The following is a 12775-nucleotide window of genomic DNA, read 5'->3' on the forward strand; positions in this document are numbered from 1 at the left end:
ACTAACAATATTCAAAACCGACATTTTTTCGCAAACCATGCGGAAAAACAAAGCTGGATTCAATCTATAACAAAGCACTTATGTTAGTTAACAAACATTTCATTTAGATTGTTTTAATGATTTTAAGGTTAAGACGTAAGTTGGCTTTGAACGTTACGCTTATATAAACCTACATCACTGGCGCTTTATGAAAAAAATTAGCGTATGAAAAACCATTTTATAACTGTTGCTTTATTAAGAAAATTTCGTCTTAACGGCAGATTTTTATAAAGCCATAGCAACTTAACAACCAAATATGCTTTTAACAGCCCTTCCACTAACTATATTTAACGCTTAGATTTTATATACCATTAGCAAATAGGAAACCTATCAACGATGGCACATGACCATATTGCAATACGCGGCGCACGTACGCACAATCTAAAAAACATCGATTTAGACATTCCACGCGATAAATTCGTGGTGATTACTGGTTTATCAGGTTCTGGTAAGTCGTCCTTGGCGTTTGATACGCTTTATGCCGAAGGCCAACGCCGTTATGTCGAGAGCTTGTCGGCGTATGCGCGTCAGTTCCTCTCACAGATGGAAAAGCCAGAAGTTGATAGTATCGAAGGCTTGTCGCCAGCCATTGCTATCGAGCAAAAATCCACCAACCATAACCCGCGCTCGACCGTTGGAACGATTACCGAGATTTATGATTACTTGCGCCTGCTTTATGCGCGTATCGGTACGCCCTTTTGCCCTGAGCATGGCGAGCCAATGGTCGCGCAGTCGGTGACTGAAATGGTCGATCAAGTCATGGCGCTGCCAGAAGATACCAAGATCATGATACTTGCGCCGGTGATTCGTGAGCGTAAAGGCGAGCATACAGTGCTACTTGAGCAATTAATTGGGCAAGGTTTTGTCCGCGTACGCGTCGACGGTGATGTTTATGATACCGATGAGCTACCAACGCTCGATAAAAAGAAAAAGCATACCATCGAAGTGGTCGTTGACCGCTTTAAAGTCCGTGATGATTTGGGTAACCGCGTTGCTGAAAGTTTAGAGACCGCCCTACGCTTAGGTCAAGGTCTAGTCACGCTGCACTTTATGGATGGCAATCCAAAAGAAGGCGGTGACGAAAATCAAGTCATGTCAGCCAAGCATTCTTGCCCTGTTTGTGATCGCGCGGTTTCTGAGCTTGAGCCGCGGATGTTTAGTTTTAATAACCCTTATGGTGCTTGCCCAAGTTGTGACGGTCTCGGTAAACGTCAGTATTTCTCTGCAGAAAAGCTGATTACCCATCATGAAAAATCGCTCAATCAAGGGGCGATTAATGGCTGGGATAAGCGGCACGCCTATTACTTTGGTTTGCTATCGACCGTTTGTCATCATTTTAAAATCGACATGGATACGCCATGGCAAGACCTGCCAAAAGCGCAGCAAGATATCATCATGCATGGCTCGGGTAAAGAGAAACTGACCTTTAATTTTACTGATGAGCGCGGACGTAAAACCAATAAAACTGTGCCGTTTGAAGGCGTGCTGCCTTACTTGGAACGCCGCTATGCCAAAACGCAGAGCAATCTTGTACGTGACGAGTTGGCAAAATACTTGGCGGATACCACGTGTAACGTCTGTGATGGCGCGCGCCTGAATGAGATATCACGCAATGTCCGCGTAGACGACCAAACCATCGCAGAAATTGTTAAGCTGTCTATCGGTGATGCGGCTGACTATTATAAAACACTAAAGATTGGCGGTCATAAAGGTGAAGTTGCAGAAAAAATCTTTAAAGAGATTAATGAACGTCTTAACTTCCTTGTCAGTGTCGGGCTTGATTATTTGACCCTTGCCCGCTCTGCTGAAACGCTATCAGGCGGTGAAGCGCAGCGTATTCGTCTTGCCAGCCAAATCGGTGCGGGGCTGATGGGCGTCATGTATGTCCTCGATGAGCCATCAATCGGCCTGCATCAACGCGATAATGATCGCTTGCTTAAAACCCTCACGCGTTTACGCGATTTGGGCAATACGGTACTGGTCGTCGAGCACGATGAAGATGCCATTCGCCAAGCCGATCACGTGATTGATATCGGTGTCGGCGCGGGCGTTCATGGCGGTCATATCATTGCGCAAGGGTCGGTTGATGACATTATGGCAACCAAGGGCTCGCTCACAGGGCAGTATATGTCCGGTGAGAAACGAATCGAGATTCCAAGTATTCGTCATAAAGCCAAAACCATTGAAGTTGAAGCAAAAGGTAAAGCCGAACCTAAACAAGTACCGATGTCGATTGAGCTAAAAGGCGCAACAGGCAACAACTTAAAAAATGTCGATTTGAGCTTGCCGATTGGCATTATGACTTGTATTACAGGGGTTTCTGGTTCTGGTAAATCGACCTTGATTAACCGCACCTTAATGCCTATCGCTGCCACCCAGTTAAATAATGCTTCAACGCTTATCGCTGATAAGCATGATAGTATTAGCGGTCTTGAGCATTTGGATAAAATGGTCGATATCGATCAAAGTCCGATTGGCCGGACGCCGCGCTCAAACCCTGCGACCTATACCGGTGTCTTTACGCCAGTGCGTGAGATGTTTGCGCAAACCCAAGAAGCGCGCGCGCGTGGTTATAAAGCCGGCCGCTTTAGCTTTAACGTCAAAGGCGGACGCTGTGAGATGTGTCAAGGCGATGGCCTTATCAAAGTTGAGATGCATTTCTTACCGGATATGTATGTGCCGTGCGATACTTGTCATGGCAAACGCTATAACCGCGAGACACTAGAGATTCACTATAAAGGTAAAAACATCGCTGATGTGCTTGACATGACGGTTGAGGATGCAACTGAATTCTTCTCAGCGATTCCAGCGATTCATCGTCGCCTGCAAGCGCTGATGGATGTTGGTCTGAGCTATATCCGTTTGGGTCAATCAGCGCCAACGCTATCAGGCGGTGAAGCGCAGCGCGTCAAACTGGCGCGTGAGCTTGCCAAACGTGATACCGGACAGACACTGTATATCTTGGATGAGCCAACCACTGGTCTGCACTTCCATGATATCGATAAGCTGCTGCATATCCTCCACACCTTACGCGATAAAGGCAATACTATCGTGGTCATCGAGCATAATCTCGACGTCATCAAAACGGCGGATTGGGTGATTGACCTTGGCCCTGAAGGTGGTAAAGGTGGCGGCATGATTATCGCTGAAGGCACGCCTGAAGAAGTAGCGGAAGTGAAAGGCTCGTATACTGGTGAGTTCTTAAAACCGATGCTTAAGCAAAAGATGAAAGAAGTGAGTTAATAGAAGTTAGGTAACTATTGATGAATAAAAAAAGGTTATTCTTATAAGAATAGCCTTTTTTTAGATTTGGTTTGTGACCTTAAAATAAATAGTGCTTTGAACGGTACACCATATCGCTCAGTATTCAAGCTTTATAATCTATCAAGATAAGTCCATGTTGAATAATCAAAAACTTTCATCTTATCTAATAAATCTTTCAACCATTCTGTTAATGACTCAAAAACAACACGAGTCTCATCACCTTCATGGTCTTGATGTATTATCTGACCAAAGTTATCCTTTGATATATCGATGCAAGTAGAGTTACCAGTACCATCATCAGTAAACGGTACCCAACTTTTCTTCCATACTTCATCGTTAATATCTCCGTCTTCTAGCTGACTACTTAGCTCCTCATACCAATCCATTATTTCTAATATTGGCATAAGTAGCTCGTGCGTTTCAACATGGAAAGGAATATAGGGGGAGCTAATTTGACCATTATGCCATTTATAGAGTATTTTGAACTCATCAGGTAGTTTAGATTCTACAAAATTTTCCATACTTTCAAACTCAGAATCTGTCGCTGGTGGATAGAAAGTATTTTTAAATTTTGGGATTTTTTCTTCTAGAAGAGCATCTATTTCTTTAATTACTTGTTCCATAATTTATATCTCTTGGTTATTTTAAAATTTAAAATTACTTATTCTAGGTCAGCCAAGATATCTAAAATCCAACACGTTCAGATTAGTTCTCACACATCGACACCAACCTACATTATCTTAATTATAGTTAACTTTCGATTCACTGTAGGTTGGGCAGAGCTTGCGACCCCCAACATTATAACGTAAGATAAATGATCAATTATAACTTATAGAGCGATATAAAATATCGCAGACGCTATTAGCAAGTCGTGAGCTAAATTTTAATCGTTTTTTGTTTTTGTTTTTGTTTTTGTTTTTAAATAGGTACATTCCTTGAGTCCGATTAATGAATTGCCTAATAACATAGCAACGTGACTACCTATCCACAGCCAATACCCTGCAACATACCTTGTAATTATACTCCTATGTCCTGCCTCATTAATAACTACCTTATCAAACATTAAGAATGACACTGCAATTAAAGTAGATAATAAGCTCAATAAAAAAGACGCTTTACGGTGCTTAATAAATAACCATGCTGAAATTAATAACGGATTAGCAAACCAAGCAAGCGTCTCATTACCCCCAATAAACATTCCAAATATGCCAAAAATAAAAGCCATCATTGAATGCATACAACCTTCGGCAGTACAGTATGCTTCTTGATTTAACGCCAAAAGCATCAAACCAATAGATACACCGAGCGTTATTTTTACTAAAGTACTAACTTTCATTAACTATCCCAAGAACAATTAGCTCATAAATTAATAAAAATTGCGACACTCGAAAATACAATAAGGTCGCGTTGTTTAAACAAACTCCCTCTCAACATTCATCACCCGCGCATCTACCGTCCGTTCTATTTTTTCCTCGATTTGGCTGCATTGCGACTCGACCTCACGTTTAGAGAGCCCAACAATGACAAACGTCCATTCGCTGGCGTCATGCCGATCACGCTCGCCACTCTCGCAAACCGCGACACTTGGCGTATTGCCAAATGAGTACAGCTTGCCACACCTAGCCCTTAAGACATAAGATAACCATCAAATCAGCCACTTGTACATATCCTTTTGCAAAAAAAAGATAAGTCGTTTGACTTACCTTTTGTGGTAACATTTACTTTTTTGAATACTTACTGAGTTATTTACGTTTAATAGTTCTAGTAGTAGTGGCGTTAGTAGTTACTCCAGTAGTTGCCTTAGCAGGTGCTTTAGCCGCCGCTTGATAGACTGGCATAACTTCAGGTAACAGGGCCTGAATTTTAGCGATACGCTGCCCAGAGTTTGGATGCGTAGACATCAAAGTAACTATCGCATTGCTACGACCATTGGCGGCCTCCATTTTTTGCCATACTGCAATTGCAGCTTCTGGATTGTAGCCTGCCTGTGCCATCAAACGTAAACCACCAGCATCGGCTTGTGATTCTTGACTACGAGAAAACGGCTTATCAAGGCCGTAGTCACTAATTAAACTCATTGCCTCAGCATTTAGTCCTGTTTTTTCCTGTATCGCAGCACCACCTAATTGAAGCGCTAAGCCGGTCAGAATTTTTTGCCCAGCATCTTTTTTACTGTGCTCAGATAATGCATGGGTCATTTCGTGTCCCATGATCGCAGCAATCTCTGCATCTGTTAACTTCAACTTTTCTACAATACCGGTGTAAAAAGCCATTTTACCGCCAGGCATTGCCCAAGCGTTTAATTCAGGTGAACGTATAACTGTAACTTGCCAGTCAAAAGGAACACCTGTTGTATTAGCACGAACGGCATAAGGCTTCATACGATTGAAGACATTTTTAACTCGAATAGCAGTGGCAGAAGTATTATCTACTGCGCCTTGACCATTGGCTTTAGAAACCACTTGAGAGTAACTTTTAGCCGCATTAGTATTTAACGTAGCAGTATCGTACCCTGCCATATCAGCTACAGTGGTACAACCTACTAAAGTTGTAATAGTAGTCAAAACTAAAGCACTTTTTATTTTATTAACAGTTTTCATTAAACGTCCTAATTGGAAAATACAGGCAAATGAAATAACTAAATTAAAGTCCATAAAGTGCGCAAGTTGAGGAATTCATTATCTATCCTCATATCTTGTACGACCTTAATTAATAGCAATATATAACTATGCATGTAACTGAGCTGTAAGTAATGTTTCTAAATTAATGAAAGAGATTATCATATCAAAGAACAAATGTCTATCAGTGAGTTAAACTATAGTTAGTTTTTCGAAAGTCGTAATCTCTACTTAAGCTATATTCGAAGCATCCAACTGTATTCTTTTAATCATGGCAACTGCTTAGTTAGACTGTTGAGATAAGTTTTACCTAAACAAACTCCCTCTCAACATTCATCATCCGCGCATCTACCGTCCGCTCTATTTTTTCCTCGATTTGGCTGCATTGCGACTCCACCTCACGTTTAGACAGCCCAACGATCACAAACGTCCATTCGCTGGCGTCATGCCGATCACGCTCACCACTCTCACAGACCGCGACGCTTGGGGTATTGCCAAAGCGTGCGTGCAAGCCGCCCATCCGTTGGCGTTTTTCTTTGAGTGAGCTACAGCCAGGTAGTGCGAAAGTCAGAGTTAAGATAACGATATGCATGAGTTTTCCTTATTAAAACCAGTCACACTTCATGGTATCATCAAGCATACTTTTTGTAGGGTAAAAAGGCTAATATTTACCCTTCTTCCTATAAATGCCAATTTCACAACCTTGCTAATAAAAACCAAATTAAGAGACTTATCCATGACCAAACATTATGATTATATTTCCATTGGCGGCGGTAGCGGCGGCATTGCTTCAATCAACCGCGCAGCGAGCTATGGCAAAAAATGCGCCATTATAGAAGCCAACCAATTGGGTGGCACCTGCGTCAACTTAGGCTGCGTACCCAAAAAGGTCATGTGGTACGGCGCGCAAGTGGCCGAAGCCATCGAAAAATATGCGCCTGATTATGGCTTTGACGTCGAGGTCAAGGGTTTTGACTTTCAAAAACTGGTCAATAGCCGCCAACAATATATCGAAAATATTCATCGCTCTTATGATAATAATCTGGCAAAAAATGGCGTTGAAGTGATAAAAGGCTTTGCCACATTTGTTGATACTAACACCGTCGAGGTCAATGGCGAGCTGATTACCGCCGACCATATCTTAATCGCGACAGGCGGTCATCCGATTCTCCCTGACATCAAAGGCGCAGAATATGGCATCGATTCTGATGGCTTTTTTGCGTTAAATGAAATGCCAAAACGGGTCGCTATCGTTGGCGCTGGCTATATCGCTGTCGAAATCGCAGGCGTGCTCAATAGCCTCGGTGCTGAGGTGCATCAGTATGTGCGTCAACATTCGCCGCTGCGCTCATTTGACCACACCATCGTTGAAACCTTGCTGATAGAGATGGAGCAAGACGGTATTCAGCTGCATACCAATACCACACTCACTGAGATTCATAAAAATGAGGATGGTAGCCTGACGTTATGTACTGAAGATGGTAGCCTTGATACGGTAGATTGCTTAATTTGGGCGATTGGTCGCGCGCCCTCAACCGACAATATCAACTTGCAGGTAACCGGCGTTGAAACGACTGAATTTGGCAAAATTAAAGTCGATAAATTTCAAAACACCAATGTCAAAGGCATTTACGCGGTGGGCGATATTATCGAAAACAGCATTGATTTGACGCCAGTGGCTATCGCTGCCGGTCGCAGGCTTTCAGAGCGCTTATTTAACGATAAAACCAATGAGCATCTCAATTATGATTTGATACCGACGGTCATCTTTACCCATCCTGCTATCGGCACGATTGGCTTGTCTGAAATCGACGCCGTTGAGCAGCATGGCAAAGAAAATATCAAATGCTATAAATCGACCTTTACTTCTATGTATAGTGCGGTGACCCAGCACCGTCAAAAGTGCGTGATGAAACTGGTGTGCTTGGGTGAAGAAGAAAGAGTGATTGGCTTACACGGCATTGGCTACGGCGTCGATGAGATGATTCAGGGCTTTGCAGTGGCGATAAAAATGGGCGCGACGAAAGCTGACTTTGATAACACGGTTGCCATTCATCCGACAGGTTCAGAAGAATTTGTGACCATGCGCTAGTTTTTACAAACTGGGCTAAATTCATAAAAGGCTACCTTTAACGAGGTAGCTTTTTTATTAGACGTCATTAAGGCGTTTTTCGTTTTCCATATAAATCTTCATTTATCAAGGCGGTTAATTATCCAGCGTCCATTCTCCATTGACTTGATAAACGTTAAATATGGTTTTATTAGTTCGGCTATTTCCCGCAATCGTCTGAGTGATCTCAGCAGTACAGCGATAAGTATGCTCACCTTTGACGCGGTTACAGTTGATATTCTCGACACTCTCAAGTATTGGCATCATGTGCTCCATTAGATTGCTTATATCTTGTGCCATCTTATTGTTCTTATCACTGCTCGCATTCGCTTTGGCAGCCTGCATTATCTTGATACCTTCTTCATATTGCGCTGCAATCAAGCGCGCAACCGTACTGTCAGGAGGCGCTTTAGAATAGCTGACAAAAAATAGTGTAAAGACGATGATTAACGCCAATTTTTTAAAATCTTCCACCTTGACCTCCTGTTATGCTGATAGCGTTTTTCAAACGTAAGAGGCAGATAATTCAGACAGCACAATCACGATACTGCTATGATGCGTTTAATAATCACCGTTGCGAGATGCTTGTGTGGCAGATGTATTTTTCTATATTACCGATTGGTCTTGGTATCATGACCTTGGTCGCAAGCCTAATCGGCTTGTTTGCTTATTTGATGTCCAATGATAATGCCACGCGCTTGCTGGGTTTTAACTGGTTTAAGCGTTTGATTATCGTGGCATTTCTCCTATTGAGTGTCGGTTTATTTATGACCTTTGGCAGCTTTTGGGGTTAGTGGCTTTTACGTTAGTTGCTCTGGGGTTCATTGCTTTGAGGTGAATAGCTTTAGATTTAGTAAAACTGATTGACTTATAATTAGCTTACGAGTTTTTCTAATTCTAATAACTCTAAATCTTGGCGCTTAGGTTCGCCATTATTGCCATCGACGGGAAACGGCATGCTATTGCCATTTAACTGATAACCGCGGCGCTGATAATACGCCAAGAGCTCTGGTCGATGACTTAGAATAGACATCGTTAAACGCGCAGGGTTTTGAGCAGAAGCTTGGATATTTGATTGTAAATGCCGCTGCGCAAACGTCTCTGCCGCCTGCAGTATCTGATGACCGACGCCAAGCCCTTGTAGCTCAGGCAAGACGGCAAACATACCGATATACGCTTTTTGATTACCAGCACGCTGATTTGTAGTAACTTCGTCTTTTATATCGACCGCGATACAGCCTAATAGCTCACCTGTTTCTTTTCCGTCACGCTCACCTGTCGTGGTTTTTGGATAAATAAAAACGTAATGCTTGGGGTCATTAATGACAGCCAATAGCTCGTCCTTGGTGGTGCGAATACCGCCGACCAAATCTGCTTCATTGGTCCAGCCTGCCGCTTGCCGATAACAGCGATTGAGCAATTGCTCGAGCGCGTCGATATCACTTACTTCAGCTTGACGTAAAAATACGGTTGTTTTGTTTAAGGCTTCTTTAGTAATGTGGTCTTTATTCATAGCATCGGTTTTCCTTTTCCGTTCATAGCTTATAAGTCATATAAAAAGCTGGCTCGGATAACCAAGCCAGCCTTTATAATAATACGTATCCGTTTTTACTACTAGCGCGATAACGCATGGGCTTGCTCGATAATATCAAACCCAGCATTGATTTGCGCGCGCGTTGGCGCGTGACCTCGGCGTAGTAGCTCAGAGAAGGCAACCAACTCTTTATCACGGCCAAGTGAGATAGCAGCACTTGCACGGGTGTTTTCTGCTTCGTCATCAAAATAGTACTCGATACAGTCGAACTTACTCGGCGTGCCGAACACAATGCCGTGGTCAGGCGTTGCGGCATGACCGCTATAGCGTAGGCTATTGCCGTACTGTGCCGTCCAAAAAAATGGAATACGCTCGGCTAAAGAGTTGACATTGTCTTCATTTAAGATAGCAGCGGCCGCGACGATACCGTGCTGCAACGCCACGCGCCAATGCTCGATACGCATACGACCCATCTGATTGGTGGCTTTGGCAATATCGCCCAGCGCATAAACGCCGTCGCGCAGCTCTAAATAATCGTTAACTTGCACGCCATCAGGATCGTTGACCTCGTATATTATTTCGGTACGCGGTGCCACACCTGTACCCAATATGACCATGTCGGCGTCAATTTTGTTGCCGTCATCTAAGATAACCCCGCTCACTGTGCCATTATCTTGCGCTATCTCAGCAACGTTGGCACCAAAGGCGAAGTTCACGCCTTTTTCTTTATGCAAATCAATCAGAGCATCACTGATACTTTCGGAGACGATATTGCTCATTACCCGAGGGCTACGACCAACGATGGTAATAGAAGCGACCTTCCCCGCCTCCATTAATGCTGACGCCACCTCCATACCGATAAAGCCGGTACCGACGATTACCACCTGCTTGTTTTCACTGGCCTCTTTAATGTCTTTGGCATCATCCATACTACGCAGTGTATAGACTCCCTTGGCATCTGCGCCTTTAAACGGTGGCACTTTTGGCTCAGCGCCTGTCGCCACCACTAAGAAGTCCGCCGTTTGCTCTTCACGTTTACCGTCTTCGCCTTTTATTATGATGGTACGCGCGTTTGATAATACTTCACTGACAGTTTGGTTTAAGCGCAAATCGATATTATTGTTACTCGCCCAATCCGCGCCGCCAAGCATCAAATACTTCTCGTTCATTTTGCCAGCCAAAAACATCTTGGATAATAAAGGACGATTATAAGGCGCTTTATCATCTTTACTAATCATCGTAATCTTGCCGCCATAGCCGCTATGACGCAGTTGATTGGCAGTCATAAATCCCGCACCGCCGCCGCCAATGATAATGGTATGGGTGTCCGTCAGCTTGTCATTTTCCACACGCTTATCTATCTTTGCGGCGGTATTGACGGTAATGCTATCGCCCTCATCGCTCAGCTCGTATTGCGTCAAGCCGCGCATGGCGACTGGCTCCAATAGGGTGCCGTCGCGACTGTCAAAAGTACCGTGATGCCACGGACACACGACGCGGTTACCGCAGCGCAGCCCCTCACCCAAATCTGCGCCAGCATGCGGACATTTACCATCGAAGGCGCTAAACTCGTCCTCATCACGGGTGATTAAAATGATACTATCGTCATCCTGTTTATAGGATTTCATGCCACCATTTGGGATGTCGGCTTTGCTAATGGTGACGGTTTGAATCCTTGCCTTACTCATAAGTTATCCTTAACGGTTATTATTAAAATTTATTATTCCCTGCTGCAAACGTATTTTTTATCGGCGGTTTAAATAAAATATTAACGCCAAAAATACGTGATTAAAAAACCAGATATCTTGCCAGATACTTTGATACTAGCAAGACCCATTGCCAGACGCCATTTTTTTATATACTGACTGCGTTGCAAAACGTAAACTTACCTTTACTCCCTCTTTAACGTTTTGCTCTTACCACTTTTTATCAATACAAAAGATACCTTTTATGACTTCTCAAGACGATTTTGCTAACGACTCATTTAATAACGATTCTCCTAATAACAAACCTTTGGCTGATAAAACCTTTGATACCTCAAATATCGATATTACCGCCGCCACTGATACGGCCAAATTGCCACAGCCGACGCAGCCGCCTTTAAGGCAAGCGACCTATAAAGCCCATGCCACAGATTTTGTGGTCAATGAGATATTGCCGCTCGACTTTACGGGCGAAGGTGAGCATTTATGGCTGCATATCGAAAAGCTCGGTATGAATACCGCCTATCTGGCTAAACTGCTATCTGAGTGGGCAGAGATTCCATTGCGTGATGTCGGTTACTCGGGGCTAAAAGACCGTCATGCGCTGACGACACAGTGGTTTAGCCTGCGCCTACCAAAAAAGCAATTACCAGAGTCTGAATTTGCTCCAATTGATATCGGCGTTAATGAATCGCTTACTATCCTTGCACAGCAGTGGCACAATAAAAAACTCAATCGCGGGACCCACCGAGCCAATCAATTTATCATTACCTTGCGTGACATCCATTTTGCGAACACAGAGACGACGCCGTCTAACAAAAGCGACAAGTATACCGTCGAGCAGCATTTGGCTCATATCAGCACAACGGGCGTGCCCAATTATTTTGGTCCGCAGCGCTTTGGCCGTCACGGTAATAATGTTAGAGAAGCATTGGCGTTATTTGCGCGTCCTGTACCTGAAAGTCTTCCGCAACCCAAAAAGAGCAAACGCAAGCAGGCGCCGCGCGAGCAAAACAGCATGGAATTGTCCGCGGCGCGTAGCTTGATATTTAATGAGATATTGGCAGCGCGGGTGCGCGATGGTAGCTGGAATACAGGGCTTGCCGGTGAAGTCTTTAATTTGGACGGCTCAGGTTCGATATTTGCCAGCGAAGTAATGGACGACACTTTGCAAGCGCGACTTGCCAGCGGAGATATTCATCCAACGGCGGTATTATGGGGCGTGGGTAATGATAAAGTCAGTGGCGCAGCGGCTGCTATCGAAAATGATATCGTACAGAAAAGTCCATTGTTAAGTCAGTTGGCAGCAGGCTTAGAGAAGCGCGATATCAAATCCCAACGACGCGCGCTAAGATTACCGATTGAAGAATTAAGCTGGGAATGGCAGGACGCAGATGATGAGCCGAGATTGGTGCTCAGTTTTACTTTAACGACGGGCAGCTTTGCAACCAGTGTGCTTTCAAGCTTAGTACAGAACTTAAGCTCCTCGTCAGCCACTAGTTAATCA

General features: G+C 43.9%; 12 protein-coding genes. 4 read left to right on the forward strand and 8 right to left on the reverse strand.

From position 1 onward, the window contains the following. Nucleotides 1–375 precede the first annotated feature (375 nt). Nucleotides 376–3282, forward strand: coding sequence for an excinuclease ABC subunit UvrA (uvrA, locus tag B2866_RS05730; protein WP_296191482.1), 2907 nt, complete (start codon nt 376–378; stop codon nt 3280–3282). Nucleotides 3283–3413: 131 nt separating this feature from the next. Here uvrA and B2866_RS05735 read toward each other — a convergent pair whose 3' ends face one another. The 5 genes from B2866_RS05735 to B2866_RS05755 all read right to left on the reverse strand — a co-directional run bounded on the left by B2866_RS05735 (nt 3414) and on the right by B2866_RS05755 (nt 6513). Beyond that, nucleotides 3414–3926, reverse strand: coding sequence for an SMI1/KNR4 family protein (locus B2866_RS05735; protein ID WP_201609465.1), 513 nt, complete (start codon nt 3924–3926; stop codon nt 3414–3416). Between the two features lie 260 nt (nt 3927–4186). Then, a complete protein-coding gene (locus tag B2866_RS05740) occupies nt 4187–4639 on the reverse strand; it encodes a hypothetical protein (RefSeq protein ID WP_296191487.1) in 453 nt (150 codons plus the stop codon). Between the two features lie 75 nt (nt 4640–4714). Next, on the reverse strand, nt 4715–4912 hold the full coding sequence (locus B2866_RS05745) for a DUF503 family protein (protein ID WP_227686194.1): 198 nt from the start codon (nt 4910–4912) through the stop codon (nt 4715–4717). A gap of 133 nt (nt 4913–5045) precedes the next feature. After that, nucleotides 5046–5903: a M48 family metallopeptidase gene (locus B2866_RS05750; RefSeq protein WP_144296618.1), complete on the reverse strand. Its 858-nt coding sequence runs from the start codon at nt 5901–5903 to the stop codon at nt 5046–5048. Between the two features lie 328 nt (nt 5904–6231). Continuing rightward, nucleotides 6232–6513, reverse strand: coding sequence for a DUF503 domain-containing protein (locus tag B2866_RS05755; protein ID WP_296191491.1), 282 nt, complete (start codon nt 6511–6513; stop codon nt 6232–6234). A gap of 144 nt (nt 6514–6657) precedes the next feature. Here B2866_RS05755 and gorA point away from each other — a divergent pair, with 144 nt between their 5' ends. Beyond that, complete coding sequence (gene gorA, locus B2866_RS05760) at nt 6658–8013, forward strand: glutathione-disulfide reductase (protein WP_296191493.1); 1356 nt, start codon at nt 6658–6660, stop codon at nt 8011–8013. A gap of 114 nt (nt 8014–8127) precedes the next feature. Here the strand turns inward: gorA and B2866_RS05765 are convergent, their stop codons facing one another. Beyond that, nucleotides 8128–8505 carry a hypothetical protein gene (locus B2866_RS05765; RefSeq protein ID WP_296191494.1) on the reverse strand — a complete coding sequence of 126 codons (378 nt, stop codon included), beginning with the start codon at nt 8503–8505 and terminating at the stop codon, nt 8128–8130. 122 nt (nt 8506–8627) lie between these two features. Here B2866_RS05765 and B2866_RS05770 point away from each other — a divergent pair, with 122 nt between their 5' ends. Then, nucleotides 8628–8825 (forward strand): hypothetical protein, encoded by a 198-nt coding sequence (locus B2866_RS05770; protein WP_227678315.1) that lies wholly within the window; start codon nt 8628–8630, stop codon nt 8823–8825. A gap of 80 nt (nt 8826–8905) precedes the next feature. On the opposite strand, the gene B2866_RS05775 is transcribed toward B2866_RS05770, so the two are convergent. Both B2866_RS05775 and B2866_RS05780 read right to left on the reverse strand, forming a co-directional pair. After that, entirely contained in the window at nt 8906–9544 is a 639-nt protein-coding gene (locus tag B2866_RS05775) for a GNAT family N-acetyltransferase (protein ID WP_296191498.1), read from the reverse strand. A 101-nt stretch (nt 9545–9645) separates the two neighbouring features. Further along, entirely contained in the window at nt 9646–11253 is a 1608-nt protein-coding gene (locus tag B2866_RS05780; RefSeq protein ID WP_296191500.1) for an FAD-dependent oxidoreductase, read from the reverse strand. A gap of 262 nt (nt 11254–11515) precedes the next feature. On the opposite strand from B2866_RS05780, the gene truD reads away from it, so the two are divergent. Beyond that, nucleotides 11516–12772, forward strand: coding sequence for a tRNA pseudouridine(13) synthase TruD (gene truD / locus B2866_RS05785; protein ID WP_296191502.1), 1257 nt, complete (start codon nt 11516–11518; stop codon nt 12770–12772). Nucleotides 12773–12775 lie beyond the last annotated feature (3 nt).

It is taken from the genome of Psychrobacter sp. UBA3483, from assembly GCF_002377905.1.
In the GTDB taxonomy this organism is placed as follows: domain Bacteria; phylum Pseudomonadota; class Gammaproteobacteria; order Pseudomonadales; family Moraxellaceae; genus Psychrobacter.